We start from the raw sequence: 25,472 nt of genomic DNA on the forward strand, positions 1-25,472 counted from the left end.
ATGAATAAAAAAAATATACAAACGGTCTGTGCATCGATGCTATCGCTCATCTGTATTGGACTCATCTTATTTACAGGAGCCTGTAAGCGCGATCCTGAAGCCCCCTTATTGACTCAGCCGATCTACGACGGTCCAAATGCCAACACCACAATAGCCGCATTAAAAGAAAAATACGCAAGCATTAACGATCCAAAAGTAATCGACGAAGATCTGGTTATTAAAGCACTAGTGACCGGAAACGATATTTCGGGGAATATCTACAAACAACTGTACATTCAGGATGAAACTGCAGCCATCAATTTGGGTGTCGATCAAAACAGCATGTACACAACTTTTCGCGCAGGCCAGGAAGTGTATATCAGCTTAAAAGGCCTATCCATGGTGAAATATGGTGGCGAACTGCAGATTGGATTCAGTGGAACCAATGCCAATCGTATTGCATGGGAAATCTTCAAACAACATACAAAAGTTAGCGGATGGCCTAATGCGGCTAATTTAACGCCATTGGAAGTTGATCTTTCTAAATTAGACGCTTCGATGGTCAACAAGTTGGTTATCATTAAAAATGTGCGTTTTAACAATGGTGGTGTCAATGCTTTCGCAGGTGGAACGGCAACTGTTAGCGAGGTAGTCAAAGATGCGAATGGCAAAACATTGGATGTTCGCAACAGCAACTTCTCTACCTTTGCTAAAGAGATCCTTCCTAAAGGAAACGGAACACTAGTCGGAATTTTAGGTCGTTACAATGGTGGTTGGCAGCTCTTCTTACGTGACAAAACAGATGTTATTGATTTTGACGGTACAGATGCTGGAACAACACCAACTGACCCCGGAGCCGGAGAAGTGATCTTTAATGAGACATTTGGTGATGGTACTTATGGAAGTGGTAACCGTCCCAAAATTGGCTGCTTTTACCGATTTTGACATGAAAGCTCCAGTAACTTATACCGACGCAAGCGGATCTATTGATATCAGAACCGTTACAGGTGTCAACGCTTCATTATGGTTTCCGGCAAATAAAGATATTTCATTAGACATTGCAGGTATTCAATCCGCAAATAAAACTGACCTATCATTAAGCTTTCAATTGATGAGTAATGTAAACAAAGATCCGGATAACGCCAATCTGAATATGGTAAAGGTTATTGTGAATGGCCATACCTATTCACTTCCTAGTACTCCGGTAAGTGCTCCGAACGATCTCAATAAATATTACACCTTTACGATTCCGAATCTTCCAGCCGCAGCGACCAGCATAGTAGAGTTTAAAGTTTCTGCTAGCGACAATGCTTTTGGATTCCGTTTAGATAATATTAAAATCGTAAGTGCGACTGGCGGAAACGGTTCAGACAATACGATTATCGTTACTAAATAGATAAAAGATGAACTATAAACACATCAGCTGTATTTTACTTCTCCTTTTATTTGCTGCACACCCGAGTTTCGCACAAACCAACCGTCGGGTTTACCCCATCGCATTCTACAATTTGGAGAATTTGTACGATGCCGTAAAAGATTCTTCCATCAATGACGATGAGTTTACGCCAAAGGGTGCCAACACATGGACAGAAGCCAAATACCAGCAAAAGATTAAAAATATGGCGCGAGCAATTCGCGCTATTGGTTCGCCGAGTTCAAACCTCGGGCCCATTGCTTTAGGCGTAGCCGAAATTGAAAACCGCCGGGTTCTGGAAGATCTTACACGAGATCCCCAACTCCGTGAGCTGGGATTAAAGATCGTTCATCATGACTCCCCTGACCGCCGTGGTGTGGATGTTGGATTCCTTTATAATCCAGAATTCTTCACTCCTTTTAATGACAGGGTTCATCCATTCAACCTGCCTGAAAACCCGGGCTTCAAAACGAGAGATCAACTACTGGTATCCGGCACAATTGCTGGCGATACAGTGCATATCATTGTCAACCACTGGCCTTCGCGTTATGGCAATAAATCTTCTGAACTTCGCGAATTCGCCGCAAGTATTACTAAAGGCATATGTGATTCCCTATATCGCGAAAATCCGGAGGCCAAGATCATCATCATGGGCGATTTGAATGATGACCCCAAAGATAAAAGCGTGAAGGATGTCTTGCAGGCCAAGAAAAACCCACAAGATGTACCAACTCAAGGATTGTTTAATACCATGTGGAAGTTTTACGATAAGGGAATTGGATCTCTTGGTTATCAAGGACAGTGGAACCTTTTTGATCAAATCATTATCTCCAGGCCACTATTGGATAATAAAAACAAAGGCTTACGTTTTGTCAAAGCAGAAATCTTCAATCGGGACTTTTTGGTTCAACAGGAAGGCCGTAACAAAGGTTATCCGCACCGGACATTTTCAGGTGGCGTATTTATCAATGGCTACTCAGATCACTTTCCAACGTTGATCTATTTAGTAAAATAAACTAAAAAACAGTTTATTTTACCGACTGCCTCGTATTATAGGATGCTCCTATAACTCATATTAGGAAGCTATCGTTTATAACAAACTTCCTTGAATATAAGAGCGGAAATTTTAATAGATTTCCGCTCTTATAAATAAAAAACAATTCAATTTAATAGCCAAAAGCCTTAAATTCACCCAGATGCGTAAAATCATCGCCAGCATCCTTTGGTTTTGTCATGGTCACCCGAACATAACGCCCTCTGGTAACTTTAGGTAACGTATAATATTGCCAATTGCTATTTGCTGGGTCAAATGACAGATTTGAAGCTACCTTTGTGAAGGTGATGCCATCCAATGATGTTTCTAAATCGTATTGAATAAAACCATTATTTGCACCAGATCTTCTGATCATTCCAATCTTAGAAATGAATCGTGCCTTACCAAAATCAATTTTGAACCAATGCGGAAAAGGAATGGATGGATCATACTGAGAATGCCAAAAGGACATTATATCGTTATCTATTAACGCTGCTGCTCCCCCTCCATCATCAATCTGAGCATCTGAAACTGTCGCAATCCAATTGGATCGATCGGTAAACTCGGCTTCATCGCCAACCATAGCTTGTGCTCCAGGAGCTTGCTCAATCACTTTACTTGCTTCAACTTTCAGTTCAGCGTCAACAATAGTAAGTTTAAATGAAATTGGTTTTGTTTCGTCAAACAGTTTATCAATCGCTATAGATTCTACAGCTGGCCCATCTACAGTCTTTATTCTTTGTTCCCCTTCTACCGTATATTTGATCGTATATTTCAACGAACGGTCGAGGGTCTTAGGAAAAGTAAATTTCACCCCGCCTTCAATTGGTTCGGTTTGTATATTGTCAAGTTTATACTTCACTTCATACGACAATGGCGTTAACACCGTGGTCGTAACTTTTGACGATGTCCCCTCGTTTGTAAAATACTGTATAGAAAAATCATAGGACTTATATTCACTCAAATGAATAATGATCGGATCTTCAAACTTAGTAAGTTCTATCTTTTTCTCTGTGCCATCCATATAAGTGATAGTTGCTTTTGTCACACGATCACTCAGCTTTGGAAAGTAAATTTCAATATTTTGATTAAATGCCGACACATAGGTCAAACTGGAGGGACGAGCTGTAGGGCGTTTTTCGCTGACCACTACTTCCTGTTCGGGCTGTGGTGGAAATACAAGTTCCTCTTCTTTGCATGCCTGAACAGCCATTAAAACGCTTCCAATCAAAAGGCATTTGCCAATTACTTCGCTAAATCTTTTCTTCATTGTACAATATCCTTTAAGGCTTTAAGAATTCGATTTCATACTTATTAAGGAAAACCTGGCCGTCTAAGTTCCAGTCTTTTTGTGCCTGTAATTCCAACCAATAGAAGATTTGGGTAAACATGTCTGCAGGTTGGATTAAAACCGTATTATTCTGATCGACAAAAGGTAAGGTATTTCCTGAAAGGACAAGCCGTGAGGCCCCTTGTGCGGCAATACTTGGGTTTCCCGCTACCTTATTCATAAAAGAGTTGCTTACCAGCCCATCCATTGGCCAATAGCCCACAAGATTAGGATTCGTCAATTCAGCATCCGGAATTCCGACACGATTGGCATTTTTCTTCAATGTTGCTTCGTCCATAGCTTTGTTATAAATATGCACATCACATAACTGCATATCTACGGCTAAGCCTGAAAAAATATAAGGGAAATAACCAAAAGTCAAGCCAGTAGTACTTGTAACATTATTCAGATTCATCGTCGTACTAGTCGCTTCCCCCGTTTTTAGACCATTGACATAAACTTTGACTGTAGGCACATTATTTACCTTAGCAACTGTTGCCGCAATATGCGTCCATTCGCCAGCAGACGAAACAGGCCCCATTCCCGGCTGTACATTCGTGCTGCCATCCGCAACAAAAAATGTTAATGCACTACCTGACTTAAAAAATGCCCATCCTGCTGTTGATCCTGTCCGAGCAGCGTTCTTCCCCAAAAATGGAGCATTACTTGCATAATCAAATTTACCGTCTACAGGATTCATTTTAATCTTTGCTTCAACGGTCAATTCACCTGTCTTAGCAACTTCATAAATAGATTCATTTGCTAAAACAGGATTATTCCGACCACGAAAAGCATTAGGTCCATATCCACCGAAAGAAGTTTGACCTGCATCATAAAAACCATAAAAACGCATGGACTTCATAATATCTGCCTTCAGTTCTAGCTGTTTGAAATTATTATTCTGGAAAATAGCAAATATGTTGCGTTCGGCATACGAATCTCCGCCATACACTCGATCTGTCCCGCCGTGATTACTTGTTACAATAACCAGCCAGTTTTCATAAGGATAGTTCTTCCGTGCCTTTAAAGCCTTCATAATCTCCCCGATATAACCATCCACTTTCTTTACCGCATCAACATAGCCAGAATTTCCAGAAGAAAATCCTCCAGCTATACCTGCCTGTAAAACATCTTTAAATTGTACAACTGCCAGGCCCGGATTCTTTTTTCCCAAAAGCTCGATTACTTTATTTTTAACTTCCTCATCTGAATTGACAGATGTTGCTTCGTCCGCACTGACCAAAAGTTTAGTTGTAATTGCCTGATCACGTGCAACCACATAGGTTTTTATCGTCGGAGAAATTGTTGAAATTCGATATAAGATGGAAGGATAGCCCGAAGCATTATGATGCGGATCATTTTCGTCCGGTTTTGGAATATACGAATCATCTTCAATCTGATGCTTATCCTGGTTTACCCCAGACATCATTGACATCCACGTGGCCGCATCTTTTGTATTCTCATTTGCAATTGCTTCAAATGAATACTTACTTGTTTTCAGCAACTCCGCAATATTAGTTGGCATGATCTTTTTCATCTCCAATCCAACCGCCCCATCAATGGAAATAAATAAGACCCTTCTCTTCACGGTCTGATCGACCCCTTGATCGTAATCTTCATATACCGCCGCTGGATTTGCATACTTTGTACAGCTTGCTAAGGTGAATACCGCTCCTAAAGCGATCAAAGCAAGTTTTTTCAGTCTATATTTTCTTTTCATATTACTCCGCTTAAATATCATAAAACACACCAATTTCGGCCAAAGCTACGTGAACAGCTCCCCCCAGGTTTTGATTAGGAAACACAAACTTGACATACTGAGCCTCCACAATACTGGAGAATACAAATTCGCGCATAACGTTGCGCTGTGCTGTATTTTCAGCACTTTGAGCCAATGCATAAGTCCCCATTTCCTTCCAATTCTTACTGTCACTGCTAATCAACACTTTCACTTTCGTTTGATAGGTAGCACCCTGACGATTTTGAATATAAAATCCCTTAAAAGCATTCATTTCATTCATGTTTAGTGTTAATTCAACAGGAACGGTTGTTGGTATACTACAACCTGACCAGCAGGTATGCCAGTAGGTATTTGCTTTACCATCTGTTAATGCTGCAAAGGTCCCCAAACTTTCATTCGTCGCTGTCGCAACATTCGCAGTGAACGTAAAACGATTGCTTGGCAAGTTATATTTGGTCGGTAGCGGTGTATCGCCACCAGTAAATGTCAATGGATTATACTCCCATAGTGTGGTTTTCAGCGGTGGATACAGATTACGTATTTCCCGCTTTGCCGAAGCGCTGACCGGAATACCCCAAGCTATAAAGAAACGATTGAAGTCTGTCCCAGCAAAATGACAGAGCTGACGATAAAAATAATCTCGCTTCGCTTGTTCCAACGATGTCGAAAAATTCTCATTCCGAGCTTTTGAATAAATATAAGGGAAGAAATCCCAACCTAATTCCCCATTTTTCCCCTTTACTTTATCAAAAATCTGCAGAAAAGGTGTCAAGCGTGCAAATACCACGTTATTTGGGGAACTGAGTCCATAACTAAGTGGTATATTTGAGAAATTCTTTGGTACATTATCTTTTGCGAAAGCTATTCCTGCCGGTATTTCTGTTTTTAAAGCCGGGTGAAATGAAATCCGATCCGTATTGCCACGTTTCCGCGCAGCGTTGAAAATAAACAGGTTATTTGTCGTTTCGCCCAGATCACTCCAGCTCCATGAAAACACGGCCTGATAATTGTGTCCGACCTCATGATATGTTCCCCAAGAAGTTCCCTTTTTAATTGTATTCGGGTTAATCAGCTCATCAAGCCAGTATTCATCTTCCTGCATGACCCATGGACTACCACTATGTGCATAGCCGACAGAGGGATGAATATCCATGACACCCCGCTCCCAAAACTCTGGGTACCGGTTAATAATATCTGGAGCATTACGGCTCAATCCCATCCAATCGTAGTAATCTTCCTCATACGTTTTATCCCAAAGTTCCAGCGCCTCATCAATATGATCTGCCCGGCCCGATTGAATAAATCGGGAAATAAGCGAACGCGGCACGGAAAAAGCGACATGTTTACCGATTAGATCCATCCAAGGGACATCACTGGCCATAACATCCTTTTGCCACTGGGCAATTGTACTTTTCCCAAGAACAAAATCCGTCGCTTTAACCGCTCCAGCAATTTTTAATGTGACAGGTGAGGTCATTGGCTTCTCATTGATAATCCAAATTGTTCCACCATATAAATTGCGGACATAGTTGACACCTGGAAAAAGCTCTTTACGGGTATAGATAAGAGCATCTCGGCGGGGAGCATCTTTTCCCCCTATATTATCCTCATGTACCCCCAACTGAACTGTAAGTCCCACTACTCCTTGCGGAACAGTAATCCGCACGACTTCTCCTGCTGGTGCATACAATCCTGTACTATAATAAGGTGCCGGCGTCGCCTGCACTTTAAACTCATTTCTGTTCACATATTGCTTATTCATCAATAATGTCACCGTTGTATCCATCACACGTTTAACCCCATCACCCACAAGCCCTGGATAGATCCGAGCACGTGTATACAGGCTTTTATCGGGTCTACCCATTGTGGTGTCTGTTAAAATCTCGGAAGCAGTGGAGTCCCCAAGCTGATAACCATCTTTAAAGTCATAGCCATATTTGCTGCAGGATGAGGCCAAAGCAATCACTCCTGCAAATACTCCCATTATATATATCTTATTCATATTGGTTAGTTCTAATGATTACTTTCTGATTTGCACATACGCCGGACTCCAGCTTTTTCCATCCAAGTTCCAATCGCTTTCTACGGTTATCCCCAGCCACTGGTAGACCATAAAAGGAACGTCAACCGCATTTGGAACTTGTCTAAAAAATGATCCTTCGATTGGAGGTTGAAAGAAAGGAACCAGTTCATTGAAGCTTGTCCATGAAACCGGCCCCTTAAGCGATAGATCTCCAGCACCTTTTTTTGCTTTCTCTGTAAGCTTACTTGTATTCACATCGCCATAGCCTGGCCAGTATCCCTGAAGATTACTCCAAAATGGAAAGGATTCATCAATATGTGTTACACCACCATAGCGTTTTACCTCATCATGAGTAAAGGCACGGTTATAAATTTGTAAATTACAAAGCGAAAGATCACAGCCCGTATTTCCATCACCTGGGCTGTATCCGATACGTAGTGGACTTGTGTTGTCAAAATTACTGTTAGCAACCACATTTTGCGAAACCTTACCTGATATCGAATTTTTTGTACCGTCGGTATACGTATACACCGAATCTTGCGTGCCGCTACGTTTAATCACAACAGTAAGTGCATGCCATTCACCATCATTGATATAGTCCCCAAAAGTCTGATTGGCAAAAGAACTATTGAAGCCCCAGCCCCCACTTTCTGAAAAGATATTCCAGCCGTTTCCGCTGAATCCCTGCAAACGCTTGGCAAGAAAAACTGCATAGTTATAAGTCGTATTGGGACTGTTGTGTTTTGCAAAAAAGGTAATCGTCCAATCTTCACTTGCACTTACGTTAAACTTGTTCGGATCAGTCAGCTGACCATATACCTGATTATTGGCTGCATAGGTGTAGCGAGTAGCATTGCCTACAAAAGGAATATCTTTTGCACTCGGCCGAGGGATAATTTTCCGCGTAAATTTAGGTGAGTATAACAATGTATAGGTACTCCGCTCACTATCTCCATATGCTGTAAAATCGCTCTCTGAGTTTTTAGTTTTGCCTCCTTTGCCTGACGTAACGATCACTAACCAGTTTTCATTGGAAATAGACTTTCGGCCTTTGATTGCATCCACCAATTGTTTAATTTGCTTATCTGCGTTTTGAACAGCAGTGACATAGTCAGCCGACTCACTGGTGTAACCGCTCGCCAATCCAGCTTGTTCTACTTTTGTAAGATGAACCACATTTAAATCGGCAGAATCTGTTTGTAATCCCTTTAATGCATCGGTCACTACGCCCTGATCATCAGCACCGATTTGTACTGTCGCATTTTTACCTAGGTAAGTACCATATGCTGAAGATGAAGTATAAAAATTGGAGCGATGTGCTTCATTTTTCAACCGCTCAAAAATGGTTGGATATTGCGGATTTAACGTACTGATATCTCCAGACATAACACCTGTTTTATCACTATTCACGCCAGTCAATAGTGACGCAGCAACAGACGTATTCGTTACTTTAAAGTCAGTAGTCGGATCAGCTAAACTGCCATAGGTTACCAATCCATTACGCGTCAACAGTGTCATATTTTCAGGTTCGATATCTTGTACAACAGATCCCGACAACCCATCCAAGATAACCAGCAAAACCTTATCTTTACTTGCGGGGCTATCTTTCGCCTCATTAAAATTTTGAAGCAGATTTGGAAAATCCTTATTACAGGCAACCAACAAAAGCATTCCTCCAATTCCACAAAGGGTATTTTTTATTATTTTTATATACTTATTCATATCTGGTTCGATAAAAGGTTAATCTTTGATTTCCATCTTAAAGATATTTCCAACACGATCGGCTCCATATTGTATAATACTTCCGCCAATTAATAATGCCGGAAAACCCAACGATGACGTCGACTCTATGATTTTAATTGCACTGCCCTCAAAAGGTGACTGGTTATTATATTTTTGTAATAAAGTACCGTCCTTTTCCAATACCAGAAAGCTCGATCTCTTAATTGAATTATAGCTATCGAAGGTCCCCTGAGCTATGATCCGCCCATTATTCAGCATCTGTGCAAAGGTCACCAGCCCTGTGCTTATATCACCCAAAACAAATTGATCATCAATACTACCATCCAGATTCATTACAGCAATCCCCTTTACTTTCCCATTTGCTCCCAAACCACTGAACACCCCTGCTATCAGAATTTTCTTTAGTTTTGCATTATAACTTACGTCAAATACACGATCAACTGTTCCACCTAAATTAAAGGAAGGATCTATGCTGCCATCTGCTTTAATACAGACGATCCCTCGTGCAGGTTGACCATTGAAACTTGTAAATGGCCCTGTAACGATTACACGCTCGTTGTCAATCAATTCTGCATCAAAAATCGCCGCATTTGCTCCTATATTATTTATCATATAGCTTGAATCCAACGATCCATCCGATTTCATGCGCATAATATGCTTTACTTTCGTACCAATTTGACGTTTATTTGCACGGGAGGAATAGGTATAATCGATCTTGTAGTGCGTGTCAAAATTCCCAACAGCTATGACACGATTATCTGATATGCCAAAGACTTTCGATACACTACCGGTAATTCCTGCGTTGAAAGTACATACCGTATCACGTGCATCGAGAGGATTTCCAGTGGTATTAATGACATCCACAACTTCAGAATCAACGGACCCATTGGGGTTAAGCCGAACAAGACCAAAGACATTTGTTTTATCGAACTTATTAAAGAATCCGCTTAACAAAAACTTCCCATCGCTCATTTTAGTTACCGAGTTTACATATCCATTTGCGCCCTCACCAAAAGCCATTGCTGCTGAAGACTTTCCGTTACCATCAATAAAATGAATACCATTCCGAAAAATCTCTTTATCAACGGCTTCATTTTCAAAATTGGAAAATGCACCCGTCACAATATAACCGCCCGCATTTGGTAAAATATCCGTCACCATCGAGGAAAAGCCATTCACCATACCGTAGTTGACGTCTCTCGAAACATTCCCATCGATCCCTAGCCGCGGCCCATAAAAAACCTGCCCATCGGCTTCGATCTTCGCATCGCCCGAAGAAATTTGATCCGGTACCTTAATAGTCACCAAAGAATCCTTTGCACTCACCACTTCCATTTTCGTATTATTGACATAGAAGTTAAGTTTGCCAAGATATGGCGCAATGCCTTTCACATAAAAGTCAACCAATTCCCCTGGTTTTGCAGTCCCTGGCTCCGAATAGCTTTTATAAAATCCAATGCCAAGCGATCCTTTTCCACCCGCATAAGGATCTGTGCCCAAGGCAATATCCTTACTGCAGGAACTTATTGCAAGACAGGACAACAAACCAAGCTGGTATCCTATTTTTGTTTTTAATCGTTTCATCATTATTCAGTAAAATCAGTTAATTTGGTAAAACGCCAACTGTATATGCCCTGCCTCACTGGCAAAAAGAGATCCCACAAAACCCAAGGTGTGCTTTGAAAACTGCAAAACATGCAAAACACCATTGGTCGGTTGAATATCCGATGTTGCTACAGGTGCTGTAATAAACGGAGTCAAATACTCCTGTATATCACCTGGCAATGTTATTGAATAAGGGAAATTGAAATACAATTGGCGATAGCCTGCATATTTAATCACCTGATCATTTGAACGCACATCGTTAAACAAGACACCAATATTCATGTCAAAACCGTCATAATTTTTGTAAACCCCACCTGGATATGCTGCCAGATTGATGGTATCAATCTGTGTAAAATCCTTCGACAAGTATTTTCCTTTGAGAATGTATTGTCCAAGATATTTACGCCAGACCTGCGGTTTGATCTGTTCCAATTTCGTTATCGTATCCTGGCCTGAGACATATAATGTTCGGTTGAGCCGCCAAACAGCTTTTAGGATTGTTGGATCCGGAGGGGCAAAAAAAGTCACTTCTTCCTTTTTTAACACCTCATCCAATTTTGAAATTTTTAACGCGACCATCAACGTATCGAACAGATCGGGACGCGTCTCCAGGTACTGCCAAACCGTACCATCGAATTTTACATTATGAACTCCAGTATCGATAAAATCATCTTTTTTACAAGCGACTACGCCTAGTATCATCACTGTCAAAAACAGAGTTAGTTTTAATAAGCTTTTCATCTTTCTTCCTTTCTTAATTCCAATAATTGTTTAAACGCATATAAGGATTGTTGTTCATTGCAGACTTATCAATAGGCCATGTCCATCCACCAGCATTAAATGCGCCTACCGACATCGGTGCCATAGTATACTCCGTATTCATGACCTTCTTGGTCCGAACCAAATCATAATAAAAGTTGCCCTCACCTAACAGTTCACGAACTCGCTCCCACCAGATTGCATCTTTGAGATCATCCCCTGAAACCGAAATTTCAGAAGCATCGGCGCGTTTACGAATAACGTTGACTACTGTACGCGCTTCCTCGTCGCGATTTAATTCTGCTAAGGCTTCTGCCCGCAAAAGGATTGGATCAGAATAGCGAAATATCATCTGATTATCATCCGGATTGTTGTCCTCTCCTTCTTCCATAAATACATTGGAGAATTTCAAACATTGGAAATCACCGTTCGTCGAATAAATATCCTTATCAAACCAATAGGTTTTACGTAGGTCAGCTTCTGCGACAGGATACATTTTTTCCATAAATTTCGGATCATAGTAAATATAGGATTTCGATGTTACCTTATTTGGAGCATGTAACACATAATCCGAATAAGAAGCTGATAAATGGAAGCTCTCACCATAGTTAAAATTTTGTACAATTTCAAATAAACCTTCTCTGGTACGGCCTTTGAAAATTTCCTTGGTTCGTTTTAGATCGAGTAATTCGTAAGCCCCTCCGTTCTCCTCCATCAGTTCTTTTCCCAACGCAGCTACTTTCTCATAGTTGATGGATTTATCTTCTGTTGTAAAACCAGCAATCCACATATTAATATGCATATTCAATGCAAGGGCACTACCACGCATAGCTTTAACAGCAATTACAGAAGGATCATCGTAAGTCCAGGGAAGATCTTTATAAGTTGCATCAAGGTCGGCCGAAATATTTTTCAACACAGTCACCATGTTCGTTCGCGGCAATGGGTTGGTGTTCACATCCGTATAGTAAGGCACATCACCATAGAGACGTACCATAAAAAAGTAGGCCAAAGAGCGAAGAAAGATCGCCTCTGCCTTATAGGCGCTCTTTTGACGCTCAGACAAAAACGGCATATCTTTATTATCCAGCTGATAGCAAACAATATTTGCATTTTGGACCATTTTATAAAAAGTGTCCCATTTCGTTATTCTTGGAAAACCGAAATAGGAAAAATCATTTTCACGGGCAAAAATCATAGACAGATTGTTATTCCGCAAATAGGCAATATAATCCCGGCCTGATCCACTTGTCGCACTAGTACGATTAGTCGGTGCGCAACGCAAGTCGCCAGACGCTGGAAAGAAAATATTCGTCATGGTTGCTTCCCGGAATGTAGAATAGATTCCACCCATATATTGCTCGACATCCCCCTTATTGGTCCAGTAATTATTACCTGTTAATTTATCAATCTGTGTAATATTCAAGAAATCCTTACCACAGGAGCCTAGTATCAAACTAGCTCCAAGTAATGCTGTATATATAAACTTTCTTTTCATGAGATTTTCATATTAAAATTGTACACTGACCCCCAATGAATAGGTTCTTTTGCTTGGATAGCCGTTGGATCCATCCCTTCCTACGCCAGTCACCAACTCCGGATCAGGTCCCGAATAATTGCTGAAGGTGAAGATATTACTCGCAGTAAAGTTGAGTCGTGCAGAAGTCAAACCATAACGCTTCAACCACATCCTGTTAAAATTGTAGCCTACTGTCGCGGAGCTTAATTTCAACCATGAACCATCTTCCAGAAACATGGTCGAATTGTAACGGTATGGATTATAAAGAGACAAACGTGTAAAATCAGATACATTCGGGTAATCTGCATTATCACCCAACTGACGCCATACATTGTAAGCATCCAATGGAACATAAGCGCCTGGAACATATTTCAAATCGCCCTCTTTAATCCCTGTTGGTCTATCGTAATTACGAAAACGGTCTGCCAGGGCAGTGTTCAAAATATCCCGATCCAAGGTATAATTGATCTGCGTACGCAAAGACCAATTTTTATAACGCGTATATAAACTAAACCCGCCAGTTACTTTTGGCTGCGCATCACCAACGAATATTAAGTCATTCTCATCTAAAATGTAATCGCCATTCAGATCCGTAAAAATGGGATCCCCTGCACGGAAGTATTTCCCATCTGAAAGTGGGCCACCTGCGCGGTACCGCTGTCCCGTCAATGGATTCACTGGGACCTCATCATCCGATTTGTATACCCCCTTATAATCGTATAAAACGAAAGTAAGCGGATTTCTTCCCAATCTAAAAAGTTGTGGCAGATCGAATCCTGAGTCGTCTGCTTGTATTAATTGTCTAGCCCCATCAGGCAATGCCGTTGTAAAACCTCTATTCAAAGCAAATGTCGCTGTACCTGTAAAGTCCCAATCTTGATTCTGAAAACGCGGCCGCACATTAATTGTCAATTCATGCCCCATATTAACCATTGCGGCTTCATTTGTCAGTACATTTTCAAAAGCATTATGGTTAGCGATCGCTTTCGAGCGCAAGATTTTATCGGACTGCTTGTAATAGGTCTCATAAGTAACGTATAAGGCACTGTTGAAAAAACCGAGTTCAGCAGCCATAGACCATTGTGTTGTGGTCTGCGGAACGAGTCCTGTATTTGGTGCATTCTTTAGATCAAGGGAGGTTGTTGGCCGATTGTTATAACGGCCGTCATCGACCTTATACCATCCATATAGATCGGCCACGGTTCCTGTTGGGGAAATCGTACGACCTACCGATCCACGCAAGAAACCAGTATCCCACCAGTCCAGATTTTTCATAAAATTTTCTTTCTTAAAATTCCAACGAAAACCGACCGAAGGATTGGATGACCACGGGGACGTTCCTCCAGTAACGGAAGTACCATCAACGCGGTAAGTCAGGTCAAGAATATATTTTGAATCGTAGTTGTAAGAGAAATTACCAGCATACGCAATAGAACGGAAATTAGAAAGATTATTAAGTAAACCCCCTAAAGTTTTACGTGTGTCGTAACTAATACCTGTTTGGAATTGATCGTTGGCAGTTCCCCTAAACTTATTCAGATTTTCAGAAGATGACGAAATTTCCATTTCTGAGAATCCATAGACATTGATCATATGTTTTTCACCAAACGTTTTAACCCAGGATAATAGGTTCCGGTTATACACCTTACTCTTGTTCTGATAATAACCATATACCTCTGAGCTATTTCCTAGTAATAATTCAGGTGTAAATCGATCTTTTGTTGCAGTTGTATAATTGTAATTAAAGGTAGTAGTTGCTCTTAATCCTTTAATAGGTTCATATTGCAATTCGATTTGAGCAACGTAATTTCCAGTTTTATTGTCATCGTTTACATTTAGTGCAGACAGTGCATCCATGCTACCCGAATAGAGTGACGGAGCAGGGTACAAGGAAGTTGTATTGGCAGACTTTCCAACCCCAGTCTGCATTGTTGCGTTACCACTTCCCATTCGATTTTGTCCTAAATTGGCATTCACATTGGCCATCATCCGAAAGCGGTCATTGGGTTCATATTGCATATTGGACTGTACCGTATATCGCTTGAATCCTGTATTTGCGATGATACCATTTTCATCGTAATAATTCATATTCACTTTATAATTAAACACGCGCTCTCCACCCGAGATGTTCACATTATGTGTCTGATTATAGGTATTGCGATAGAAATAGGATTGCCAGTCCGTCGAATTGTTGTAATACGGATTTAAACTATCTGCCAGCATCGGAGAATCATTAATCCGCTGAATCGCCGCTGCTAGCGTAGAATCATTCATTAAAATTTGTTCTATCCGAACCATGCGTTCACCCCGACCTCCAATTACTTTACGTAAGGGAGGCACCGCACTCATAAATCCTTGAAATTGATATTGTACTAGTGGAATTTTTGAGTTTCCTCTTTTAGTCCGTACCTGAATAACGCCATATGCGCCACGTGAGCCATAAAGCGCTGTGGCCTGTGCATCCTTCATTACCGTGATATCTTCTATATCTTCTGGTGGAATCATCGAGATGGGCGAAACGCCGGGCCCTGCTGTTTCAAAGCCATACTCGTATCCAGAGTTGTCATCAATAGGAACTCCATCGATGACAAATAAAGGTGAAGTTGGGGTTAAAAAGGTATTATCACCACTACCAGATACATTAAAATTCGAAATACCGCGTACAGCAATTGATCCGCGCATTCCCGGGCTACCCGTATTATTCTGGATATTCATCCCCGCGACCTTACCCTGTAAAAGATCCACAAAATTTCCTGAGGGAATATCTTGAATTTCCTTTCCTGAAATGGTCACAACGGACCCCGTTAATGTTTCCCGTTTCCGTTGCTGATAACCTACAACCACTGTTTCTTCAAGTTCATGTGTAGTCATCTGCATCACGATATTGTATTCTTTTTTTGAATCGCTTACGGCTTGTCTAACCGTAGCATATCCCTGATAAGAAAATAACATAACACCTTGTGCGGGCACCGAAATAACAAAGCGTCCATCGTCTCCCGTTTTGCCCAGATCCCTTTTTGGAGATTCCAGTTTAATGGATACTCCCGCCAGAGGCCTATTATCATTCCCTTTTACCGTCCCCTTAATCATCGTGGACTGTGCCATTACATTATTGGTTAGCACATGGGTAAAAAAGAGTATTAGTATACATAATTGTTTCATAATTCTTAAGCTAAGTTAACCGGTCACTATCAATCAAATTTTGGCGCTTCATGTGGAAATCGGAACTGAATCTCCCAATCTCCCTCTTCATATATTGCAAACGGAATGGCAAACGCACATAATTCCAAATAGCCAAGATTCCCTTTTCTTCTATACCCAAATACCAAGTAGGCTGCGGTTCCGTTGGCAAGTGTATACGCTGTCTCTACGCGGGCCAAAGGAATCGGGTAAGCAACATCATAAACTACCTTCTTATCGACCACCCTTGGATTAAATCCATGAACCAGCTTCGGCCAATCGGTCTCACTAAACTTGGCGGGATCTATTGGATTGTTTAATGAATCCAAAAAACTGATCGTCAACGTTTTTGTTCCCTTTCCTGTATTTTCGGTTTTATTCATATAAACTCGAATATCAGCGGGGCCTAATGGTCTTCCTGTACGCTCGCCAATCATATTCGACACAATAGCATTGGTATAGGGGTAAGAAGACGAACCTGTAATTGGATCCTCAATACTCGGTTCATAAGGTTGCTCACGAAAAGGCTTTAATTTAAAATTACGCAAGTAACGGCGTCCGCCAGAATTGCTGACTTCAATATCGAATACATAGCCCGAATCTGGCTGTGCTTTAACAAAAGCCGAGCGGGCAGATTGCCCCCAAAAGTTGATATTGCCCGAATGTTCGAGAATTTCTAATAAGGGGCGGTACTCAATTTTTCTTTTCGCTTCGATCTCCGCGATACTTTTTTCCAAACCTGTATAGGCCTCTTTCCAGACTTTGACTGGAAATTTATCATTAAACACTGTCGCAGGTTCCCCATCTAAATCGCGTACATTGACAATCTTAAAGCTTAAGGGCTGTGAGGTATTCTGTCCAATGCTGACAATATTGTTGTAAAAAGTATTTCTACCTAGCAGCGGGGTGAACTCTTTTGTATTATATACGATATCCTCGCCTAAAGAATCTTGATCGGTAGGTATGTTTTTTTTACACGCTCCCAGGACCAATAATCCCAGACAAAACATCCCTATATTTCTTATGGAAGTATAAAATTTCATCTTCATGATGCTAGTTGTTTAAGAGTTTGGCCAATTTGCTGAATCCAAAATTATGGCTAGGTGCCAAAATATGCAGCATACCATTGGTTGTTCGGATATTGACAACAGATGTATTACTTTCTTGCCAATACCTTTTAAATATGGAGTTGTTCATATCACTGAGTACAAGCTGCTGCTGTCCCCCGCCAACGATTCCAGAGGCGGAAGTAACTTTATATTGTATGCTCATCCGATATTTATCAATAGAAAGTACTTCTTTTCCTTCAACAAAATCTCGTAAAGCATCGGTATCATAGATTCCATCAAAAGCATAGTGATAGGTCAAGGTGTCCAAAATAGTTTTTGGAATATCTTCCAGATACATTTTTGAGCGATTTGAGGCTTGACGCACGGCATTTAACGCATCAATTGCATTAGTAAAACTATTATTTGTCGAAGCAAAGAATGTCGTTTTTTCCGACACATTACCAAGCTTTGCCCGCAAATCCGGCACACGTTCCAAGACCAATAACAGGGAGTCATAGGTTGATCCCTGCTCCTCCAGAAATTGCAGGGTCGTACCTTTGTACTCCGTATATTTCAGGCTATAGTTTTCATAATAGGTGTTCCCTTTTTTACAAGCGGTAAATCCAAGTAGGATGCATAGCAACAAACATCCTATATAGTATATTCTTCTCATCATGGTTAGTGCTTTGGTTATTTCCAATAGGAATTTTGTTTCAACTTCGAATTTCGAGATAATACATCTGCTGATATAGGCCAAAAAATTCCACCATTTTCAATCAAAGTGTTCAGAGTAGGATTGTTTTTCTTGATTTTAGCAAAACGAATTTGATCATACCAGCGCCATCCCTCGCCCATCAGTTCGCGACGGCGTTCCAAGAAGATTTCCCCTAACAAGTCTTTTGGCGAGGAGGAGATATAAGGTTTCAATCCGCGTTGTGCTTTGACTTGATTTAAATATTTTATCGCTTCATCCCGTTGGTTAAGCACCGTCTTGGCTTCTGCATATAATAGGAAAATCTCCTCTAAACGTGTAAACACTAAGTTTGAACCAAAAATTGAGAAATCAGAGTCTCCTTCACCATTTCGGATCACTTTAACCTTACTAAAAATCGGTATATCGCCGTTATAATTCGTAAAGTAGTTGGTCCGAATCAGCCCAGAAACAGAGTCAATACCAAAACGCGTGTCATTCGGGTCATCAAAGATTGTATTGATTGTATCGCGGTTAACAAAAATATCCGGTTTGGCCTTCGTTACGATCGGATAACCCAAGGTCAACGATTCCAGATGACCTGTATTTGTTGCCTCTCCAAGTTCATAAGAGGAACGGACCGCTAAAATCTGTGCGCGTGTGCTTGGACCAAATAAACCGTCTGTTGGACTCACAAGTGATGGCACATTTAACAAAGCTAGATTAGCCTTTGTATAATTATCAATCACAAATTTTGAATAGACATCCGCATTGATATACTTTCCCTGCCAAGCGGCAATATGTGCCAGAATAGAATAAGCGGTGATTTTATTCACCAAAACTCCGCTCCAGACAGATTCTGACTCGCCATAATAAGTTTGCTGACCAACAGCATATCGATAAGGTAGGTCTTCAGCCGCTTTAAGCAATTCTTCTTCAGCAAACGCAAGTACAGTAGATTCAGAAGATTGTGCCACTTCAGCAAAGCTGCCATTATCATAGGAATCCTTTAATAAAGGAACCTCGCCCCAGATGCGTACCATGTAGAAGTACATCAGCGCTCGAATGCTACGAGCTTGGCCAATATCATATTTCAGATCCCGTTCGGTATAACGGCTATCTTTTTTCAAGACTTCCGGTGCACGCTCAATAAATAATGAGGCTGCATTAATCACCGCATAAAAACGTCGCCAGTCCGTCAAGTCCTTTATAAGCGGATAAGAAGCTTTCAACTTATTTTCCTGAACAACACGTAAATCAGCCCGCGAATAGGAGTTAAAATCACCATAACGCATTTCGCCGTATACCCAGTGCCCATAATTATCGACCATAGCCGCTCGCATCAGACCATAAATACCCATCAAATGTGCGCGGGTATCAGATACCGATGTCCATTCCCGCCCTTCAGCACCAACATTACCGGCTACTATATCTAATTTTTTATTGCAAGAAGAAAATAACACCGACATACTCAGCATGAGTACGAGGTACTTCCCCCATTGATTATATCTTTTCATATTAAACATTCAATTATTAAGGTTTACAATTCCAGTTTTATCCCTACACTGACCATCGGAGAAAGTGGTAATCCATATCCTGTATAGTAACCGTTAAAATCAATTAGTTCAGGGTCTTTTCCCGAAAATTTAGAGATCGTCAATACATTTATTCCCGAAACGTATACATAGGCTCGGCGCATGGTTTGGAATTTCTTTTTAATACCGTTTAACTGAATCAGATCATAACCAAAGGTCAACGCTCTAAGCTTAAGAAATGAAGCATTTTCGAGAAATAGATCTTGGTCTACACGGTATGCAACAAGTGGACTCCATGGATTATAAATCGGATATTTTGTAATATCCACATCTTGTTGCCAATGGAATACTTCACGAATACCATCCAGCGAATTGGTATTTTCTGTATTGATAAAATCATACTTGGATGCTGCGCGCTGATTTAGGGCTTTTTGACCTAAAGCAAAATACCATTGCATATTCAATTCAAACCCTTTAAATTTAAACTGATTAGTAAAACCACCCACCAGTTTAGGCATAGCATTTCCCTTTAATACACGATCCTTCTCATCTATAACAAAGTCTCCATTCTGATCTTTCCAACGTGGATCCCCAGCGGCAAAATCGACCCCATCAAATTGTAATTTACGGCCATTTTGAACAGGAATTTCTGCATCCGTATTATAAATTCCTTCATTTTCGTAGAGCCAAAATTGATCAACGGCCTGTCCAACACGCAATAAACGATCTCCGACTTTCAGTTCGGTTTTTCCATTTGGCAATGCCGTTAGCTTATTTTGATTAAAATTTAGATTTAATGATGAAGTCCATTGGAATCCAGCAGGATCACTCAATATTTTCCCATCCACATTCAGATCCACACCTCTATTTTGAACCGTAAGACCATTGATAATCTGTCCGGAATATCCATATTCTGCCGGGATAGGCATATTGACCAATTGGTTCACATCTTTCTTTTGGTATAATGATGCTCTTACATCCAATCGCTTTTCCAATAAAGTCCCGTCAATTGTCAGCTCAGCATGATCAGTATACGGCCATTGAATACCATAGCCTACCCATCCTTCTGAATAAGGGCGGGAAGAGACCGCAAATCCGTTATAAGAAACCAAAGACTTCTCCGACCCCCAATTTAAGTCAGCCGTATAATTGGGGCCAACAGCATATTTACTGGTAAAGACGGGTTTGCCAATTCGCGCCCAAGAAGCCTTTATACTTAGCTTATCAACAACTTCTGCTTCACCTTCTTGTACAAACTGATAATTGGCGGAGAATGCCGGGGTCATCAGCCAACGCGAGTCGGGCTGTACAGTTGACGAACCATCATACCGTAATAATGCATTAATATCCAAACGATCATTCCATGTGTAATGACCTGACAAATACAACGAGTGCAATCTAAAATCCTCCCGATTGGACCAGCGATTGACATAAAGTCCGCCGATGGGTGTGAGGTAATTACCTTTTTGAGAGTCTCCCTCAACCACATTGACCTTAATAAAATCATTGGGACCATCATATGCACGTCCATAATGGTAGCGATAAAGGTCTTGTGTATAAGCAGCCCCCAGCTTAAAATCAAACTTATGCTTGTCTTCGAGCTTGAAATTGTAATCCAGACTATTATTAAATACCAAACGCTGATTAAAACCAAAATAACTGGACATATAGTTATTTGTTTCCATCAGTGATCCCGGAAAGAACGCTTCACGTTTACCTTCGGAATAATCTACGCCAAAGTTTGTATTGAATTTAAGATTAGGTAATAGGTAGAGATCCAAATTAACAGCCAAGTTGAGCATATTAACCGTATTGTTATCCAATGCGCGTTTATAGACATCAAGATATTCGCCATACTTATCCCTGTTCGGAGAAATTGGAACAGATAAATCCGGCACATAAGCCGCTTCGCCAAAACGGTCCCGTAAACTACGGTTTCGATCACGCAAACTGCGGCTAGCATTGATGGTTGTCCCAAAATTAAACCACTTATAGGGCGCCATATTGACATTAAAAAGGGCATTATAACGTTCGATATTTGTTTTATCAGCTACATTTGCATTTTTCATATAGCCGCCCATAAAAGCAAAATTTGCACGGTCTCCACCACCTCTTATGCCCAGATTACCGCCGTAAATCGGTGTGTTTTTATAGTATGCATCATCCCAATTAGCCGGCCCATAGTAATTTATATTCGTCTCATCACTCAGATAACCCGGATAACTTAATTTATCGGATGCCGACGCATATTTATCATAAAAGGCCGAGCGAAATAAATTCTCATATTGCGCATTTACCGGAGTTACGACTGGTTTAGTTGCTAATCCAACATAACCATCAAAACTGATTTCCCGTCTACCCTCCTTTCCGGGTTTGGTCAAAATCCAGATTGCACCATTAGCTGCTAAAGGACCTAATTTTGCCAATAAGACAGGATCTTTGATGACTTCAACTGATTCAATCGTAGACAGTTCTATTCCAGCAAAATTATCTGTACCTGGTCCTAAACGGTTAAATTGATACTGTTGAATCGAATAAGTAAAATTATTATCCCGTGCTATCGGTATGCCATTGACATACACCGCTGGTTGAACGCCGACAGCATCCTTAGCTGCGAGCAAAGGACTTCCTATCCCTCTAATAACCATATTTTTGGGCATTCCGGGCTCTCCAGTAGATTCCTGAACATAAAGTCCGGAGACTTGTCCTTTCAATAACTGAGGAATTCCCACAAGAGGCAGTGTCTCGACGTTTCCTTTGTTAAGGCTATCCTTCACCTGTTGCTTCTGCAACAAGGCTTTGAGCCTTCCTCGCAAAAGTTGTTGATCCGCTTCACTGATTTGTGAAGTGTCTTGTTGCAACTTCCACTTATCCCAAGCGCTCGCATGGTTATTGTGAAACATAGGCACAAGAAATAAAAAACAAAATAGTCTTCTCATTCGATTTTGACTTTAGGCTATAAATTTAAATTGGTAAAAGCGTATCTACATGGCATATCATAGTATATGCTACGGCAATAAAATCTAATTCTGGTACGGCAATAATTGCTTGTTAGTTTACCAAATGTATATAAGTGAATTTGAATATCACGACTCCAAAAACAAATCAAACGTTTGCGCATATTGAGCAATCGTTTGCATAACTTCAATAAAAAAAAATAATTCCTAGTTTTTCGCTAGATTTAACCGATGAAGCTTATTATATTTGATCTAGACGGAACACTACTAGATACATTACAAGACCTTGGAGACAGTTGTAACGTAGCTCTGCAACAGTATGGATATCCAATTCATCCACTCGTTGCCTATAAGAAATTTGTGGGCAATGGGGTACAGAAACTTATCGAAAGGGCATTACCCGAAGAAGCACGAACGCCAAAGACGATAACGCTCTTACTTGCCGTTTTTAAGAGCTATTACGAGCAAAAACCCATAACACACACAAAACCATATACCGGAATTATACCGATGCTCCAAGAATTGAAATCCTTAGGTTATCTCATCTCCGTAGCGTCCAATAAGTACCACGAGGCAGTCCTCCCGCTGATGCAGCAATATTTCTCCGATATTCAATTTGATCTTATTTTGGGGCATCGCGCTGGTCATCCAGCTAAACCGGATCCAGCGATTGTCTTAGACAGTCTCCAAACACTGGGCGTCAGCAAACAAGATTGCTTTTATGTAGGCGATTCATCCGTGGATATGGATACCGCCAATAATGCAGGGGTAACAGCTATCGGCGTTACTTGGGGCTTTCGGGAAGAGAGCGAGTTAAGACAACACGGTGCACAGCATATTATCCACCATCCACAGGAACTGATGGAAATTCTATAAAAGAAAAGCGGGACCTAAATCAACACTGATTTAAGTCCCGCTTTTTTCTCGTTCACTCCCAATGCTCTGGAGTAGCGCTCACATACATTTGAAATGCTGCTGAGATCGCGAAAACCTTCGCGCGAATGCCAAAATTTACATTTTTGCATTCATGAGTTGATCACTCTGTCCTTTTGGCTTACCAAGCTTCATTTTTACAACAAAAGCTTTATCTGCACTAAACGTTGCCGGAAGAACAACATCATAGTATGTATTCTTATCAAGATCCAAACCAATGTCGGAACGTTTAAGAGCTAATGATTGACCATTTTGCAATAAGACAGCCTCTACCGGAACCTCAGCTGAATTTTTCGGCACTGCAATACGAACAATATTATTGACGGGTGTATTAAAGACGGTGAGGTAAAGGTTATCTTCTTTCTGTGTGAAATACCCCAGTTTAGATGGAGCAAGCCCTGCATGTCTCACACCATAAACAGCTTCACCATTGATTTTGATCCAGTCACCAATCTCTTTCGCCAATTTATCCTCTCCTGGATGCATCCGACCATTTCCATCCGGGCCAAAATTCAACACGAAATTCCCGTTCATCGACACACAATTCATCAACATATCGATCAAATCGTCGGATGTCTTTGTATAAATACCCGACCAATCTTTCATGTAACCCCAACCGTTAGGAGGGATAGTCATCACACAATCCCAGTCACGTCCCTCTAGCCATTCAAATTCTTTCGGCATCTTACGCTCCCAGCCTTGCTCATAATCTCCCAACGTATCACCATTCGAGTCGAAATGCCGCTTTCCAAATTCATCGTTTCGAAAACGACTACCGATGATTAAGCCCGGATGTTTCTCACGGAGTTCCTTTTCCAGTTTATAGGTAAAGTCATAGGACTGAATCCAGGACTGATCCCAGGTACCATCGAACCAAAACCCTTTTATCTGCGGATAGTTTTGAAGCAGCTCCAACAATTGGTTACGGGTATACTCCAAAAACTTATTGAATTTTGCCTTTTCTTCCGGTGTACACAGCGTCTTACCCATATAGTTTGAATTATTCCATTCTAAGATCGAAAAATACAAAAACACATCTATCCCTTCAGCGGTGTAAGCGTCTACAACCTGCTTGACGATGTCTTTTTTATAAGGGCTTTTCTTAATGGTATAATCTGTATACTTCGAAGGCCATAAGGCAAATCCATCGTGATGTTTGGCTGTAAAAATCAGGTATTTTGCCCCCATTTCTTTAGCCTGCTTAGCCCATAGCTTTGCGTCAAATCCTTTGGGATTAAATTGCTTGTATAAATTATCATAGGTGTTTTTCCAGTCCTTTGGGGCAGTAGGCCCACTCCAGGTACGAATCCATTCGGAAGCGGCCGCACCTTTACGAGCGCTTACTCCTTCCCATTCATTTCCTGGGATAGCATAAAGGCCCCAATGGATAAACTGTCCTAAACCATATGTCCGAAAACGCTCCATCGCTTCATCGGTTCGATGTGCCGGTATTAAAGGCCCGTATTTTACGTCAATTCTTTGCTCCACCTTTTTGCGTGGCTCTGTCCATTGGGCAGAAACAGTTTTCCCGGCCAATAGCGCACCAGCCAAGAGGGAGGGCGTCATTAATCTATTATAGTTTATCATATCTTTCTTGTGGTTTGATCCAACGATTCCAAATTATTTCTATACTATCATGAGCAATTAATAAGGCAACAACCTGATAAAGTCATCAACATACGCTAAAATAGTCCGGATTATCACTATACTTTATCTGCGTTTTCTTCATTGCAACTGGTTTAGAATTATTATATTGACTATGAACTCTTTATACCTTTTTTTTCTGCATTTATCTCACAGTACAATGGTAAAAAAATTATTAAGTTATTACCCTCGCCCAAATTCAGTCAATCGTTTGCGCAAATCCCGAAAACGTTGTAGTGCCTTCATACAACAAAGCTTATAGAGAAATAAATTACCTTTTATATAATATTTTTGTCACTAATAATTAAAAAAACACCAGAAGTTGTTCTACCGGAGA

17 protein-coding genes are annotated in these 25,472 nt (G+C 40.8%); 4 read left to right on the forward strand and 13 right to left on the reverse strand.

The annotated features are described in order from the left end of the window. From QE382_RS23200 to QE382_RS23210, 3 genes are read left to right on the forward strand one after another with little or no spacing between them, the layout of a single operon-like run. Positions 1 to 924, forward strand: coding sequence for a DUF5689 domain-containing protein (locus tag QE382_RS23200; RefSeq protein WP_307187948.1), 924 nt, complete (start codon positions 1 to 3; stop codon positions 922 to 924). 1 nt (position 925) lies between these two features. Then, positions 926 to 1,375 (forward strand): hypothetical protein, encoded by a 450-nt coding sequence (locus QE382_RS23205; protein WP_307187949.1) that lies wholly within the window; start codon positions 926 to 928, stop codon positions 1,373 to 1,375. A gap of 7 nt (positions 1,376 to 1,382) precedes the next feature. Beyond that, positions 1,383 to 2,408, forward strand: coding sequence for an endonuclease/exonuclease/phosphatase family protein (locus tag QE382_RS23210; RefSeq protein ID WP_307187950.1), 1,026 nt, complete (start codon positions 1,383 to 1,385; stop codon positions 2,406 to 2,408). A gap of 151 nt (positions 2,409 to 2,559) precedes the next feature. Here the strand turns inward: QE382_RS23210 and QE382_RS23215 are convergent, their stop codons facing one another. From QE382_RS23215 to QE382_RS23270, 12 genes are all read right to left on the reverse strand, one after another. Continuing rightward, positions 2,560 to 3,696, reverse strand: coding sequence for a discoidin domain-containing protein (locus tag QE382_RS23215; RefSeq protein WP_307187951.1), 1,137 nt, complete (start codon positions 3,694 to 3,696; stop codon positions 2,560 to 2,562). Between the two features lie 13 nt (positions 3,697 to 3,709). Beyond that, positions 3,710 to 5,476 carry a LamG-like jellyroll fold domain-containing protein gene (locus QE382_RS23220; protein ID WP_307187952.1) on the reverse strand — a complete coding sequence of 589 codons (1,767 nt, stop codon included), beginning with the start codon at positions 5,474 to 5,476 and terminating at the stop codon, positions 3,710 to 3,712. A 10-nt stretch (positions 5,477 to 5,486) separates the two neighbouring features. Next, the gene (locus QE382_RS23225; RefSeq protein WP_307187953.1) at positions 5,487 to 7,499 is read right to left on the reverse strand and encodes a M60 family metallopeptidase; all 2,013 of its coding nucleotides are present in this window, start codon (positions 7,497 to 7,499) and stop codon (positions 5,487 to 5,489) included. Between the two features lie 18 nt (positions 7,500 to 7,517). Further along, positions 7,518 to 9,242, reverse strand: a complete 1,725-nt coding sequence (locus QE382_RS23230; RefSeq protein WP_307187954.1) for a DUF4983 domain-containing protein — start codon at positions 9,240 to 9,242, stop codon at positions 7,518 to 7,520. 18 nt (positions 9,243 to 9,260) lie between these two features. Next, entirely contained in the window at positions 9,261 to 10,850 is a 1,590-nt protein-coding gene (locus QE382_RS23235) for a DUF5008 domain-containing protein (protein WP_307187955.1), read from the reverse strand. 12 nt (positions 10,851 to 10,862) lie between these two features. Continuing rightward, a complete protein-coding gene (locus QE382_RS23240) occupies positions 10,863 to 11,609 on the reverse strand; it encodes a fasciclin domain-containing protein (protein WP_307187956.1) in 747 nt (248 codons plus the stop codon). 13 nt (positions 11,610 to 11,622) lie between these two features. Next, complete coding sequence (locus QE382_RS23245; RefSeq protein ID WP_307187957.1) at positions 11,623 to 13,125, reverse strand: RagB/SusD family nutrient uptake outer membrane protein; 1,503 nt, start codon at positions 13,123 to 13,125, stop codon at positions 11,623 to 11,625. 12 nt (positions 13,126 to 13,137) lie between these two features. Then, positions 13,138 to 16,251: a SusC/RagA family TonB-linked outer membrane protein gene (locus QE382_RS23250; RefSeq protein WP_307187958.1), complete on the reverse strand. Its 3,114-nt coding sequence runs from the start codon at positions 16,249 to 16,251 to the stop codon at positions 13,138 to 13,140. A gap of 86 nt (positions 16,252 to 16,337) precedes the next feature. Then, entirely contained in the window at positions 16,338 to 17,375 is a 1,038-nt protein-coding gene (locus QE382_RS23255; protein ID WP_307187959.1) for a DUF5007 domain-containing protein, read from the reverse strand. 4 nt (positions 17,376 to 17,379) lie between these two features. After that, positions 17,380 to 18,051, reverse strand: a complete 672-nt coding sequence (locus QE382_RS23260) for a hypothetical protein (RefSeq protein ID WP_307187960.1) — start codon at positions 18,049 to 18,051, stop codon at positions 17,380 to 17,382. A 14-nt stretch (positions 18,052 to 18,065) separates the two neighbouring features. Continuing rightward, positions 18,066 to 19,583 (reverse strand): RagB/SusD family nutrient uptake outer membrane protein, encoded by a 1,518-nt coding sequence (locus tag QE382_RS23265; RefSeq protein ID WP_307187961.1) that lies wholly within the window; start codon positions 19,581 to 19,583, stop codon positions 18,066 to 18,068. A 23-nt stretch (positions 19,584 to 19,606) separates the two neighbouring features. Beyond that, entirely contained in the window at positions 19,607 to 22,540 is a 2,934-nt protein-coding gene (locus QE382_RS23270; RefSeq protein WP_307187962.1) for a SusC/RagA family TonB-linked outer membrane protein, read from the reverse strand. A 249-nt stretch (positions 22,541 to 22,789) separates the two neighbouring features. Between QE382_RS23270 and QE382_RS23275 the strand changes: the two genes are divergently transcribed. After that, on the forward strand, positions 22,790 to 23,434 hold the full coding sequence (locus tag QE382_RS23275) for an HAD family hydrolase (RefSeq protein WP_307187963.1): 645 nt from the start codon (positions 22,790 to 22,792) through the stop codon (positions 23,432 to 23,434). A gap of 135 nt (positions 23,435 to 23,569) precedes the next feature. Here QE382_RS23275 and QE382_RS23280 read toward each other — a convergent pair whose 3' ends face one another. Then, on the reverse strand, positions 23,570 to 25,078 hold the full coding sequence (locus QE382_RS23280; protein ID WP_307187964.1) for an alpha-L-fucosidase: 1,509 nt from the start codon (positions 25,076 to 25,078) through the stop codon (positions 23,570 to 23,572). Between the last annotated feature and the right edge of the window lie 394 nt (positions 25,079 to 25,472).

The sequence above is a fragment of the Sphingobacterium zeae genome, assembly GCF_030818895.1.
GTDB lineage: Bacteria > Bacteroidota > Bacteroidia > Sphingobacteriales > Sphingobacteriaceae > Sphingobacterium > Sphingobacterium zeae.

Excerpts from the sequence above, each read along its gene's own strand:
- QE382_RS23200 (WP_307187948.1), top strand. The coding sequence starts at position 1 with ATGAATAAAAAAAATATACAAACGGTCTGTGCATCGATGCTATCGCTC.
- QE382_RS23205 (WP_307187949.1), top strand. The coding sequence starts at position 926 with ATGAAAGCTCCAGTAACTTATACCGACGCAAGCGGATCTATTGATATC.
- QE382_RS23210 (WP_307187950.1), top strand. The coding sequence starts at position 1,383 with ATGAACTATAAACACATCAGCTGTATTTTACTTCTCCTTTTATTTGCT.
- QE382_RS23215 (WP_307187951.1), bottom strand. The coding sequence starts at position 3,696 with ATGAAGAAAAGATTTAGCGAAGTAATTGGCAAATGCCTTTTGATTGGA.
- QE382_RS23220 (WP_307187952.1), bottom strand. The coding sequence starts at position 5,476 with ATGAAAAGAAAATATAGACTGAAAAAACTTGCTTTGATCGCTTTAGGA.
- QE382_RS23225 (WP_307187953.1), bottom strand. The coding sequence starts at position 7,499 with ATGAATAAGATATATATAATGGGAGTATTTGCAGGAGTGATTGCTTTG.
- QE382_RS23230 (WP_307187954.1), bottom strand. The coding sequence starts at position 9,242 with ATGAATAAGTATATAAAAATAATAAAAAATACCCTTTGTGGAATTGGA.
- QE382_RS23235 (WP_307187955.1), bottom strand. The coding sequence starts at position 10,850 with ATGATGAAACGATTAAAAACAAAAATAGGATACCAGCTTGGTTTGTTG.
- QE382_RS23240 (WP_307187956.1), bottom strand. The coding sequence starts at position 11,609 with ATGAAAAGCTTATTAAAACTAACTCTGTTTTTGACAGTGATGATACTA.
- QE382_RS23245 (WP_307187957.1), bottom strand. The coding sequence starts at position 13,125 with ATGAAAAGAAAGTTTATATATACAGCATTACTTGGAGCTAGTTTGATA.
- QE382_RS23250 (WP_307187958.1), bottom strand. The coding sequence starts at position 16,251 with ATGGCACAGTCCACGATGATTAAGGGGACGGTAAAAGGGAATGATAAT.
- QE382_RS23255 (WP_307187959.1), bottom strand. The coding sequence starts at position 17,375 with ATGAAGATGAAATTTTATACTTCCATAAGAAATATAGGGATGTTTTGT.
- QE382_RS23260 (WP_307187960.1), bottom strand. The coding sequence starts at position 18,051 with ATGATGAGAAGAATATACTATATAGGATGTTTGTTGCTATGCATCCTA.
- QE382_RS23265 (WP_307187961.1), bottom strand. The coding sequence starts at position 19,583 with ATGAAAAGATATAATCAATGGGGGAAGTACCTCGTACTCATGCTGAGT.
- QE382_RS23270 (WP_307187962.1), bottom strand. The coding sequence starts at position 22,540 with ATGAGAAGACTATTTTGTTTTTTATTTCTTGTGCCTATGTTTCACAAT.
- QE382_RS23275 (WP_307187963.1), top strand. The coding sequence starts at position 22,790 with ATGAAGCTTATTATATTTGATCTAGACGGAACACTACTAGATACATTA.
- QE382_RS23280 (WP_307187964.1), bottom strand. The coding sequence starts at position 25,078 with ATGATAAACTATAATAGATTAATGACGCCCTCCCTCTTGGCTGGTGCG.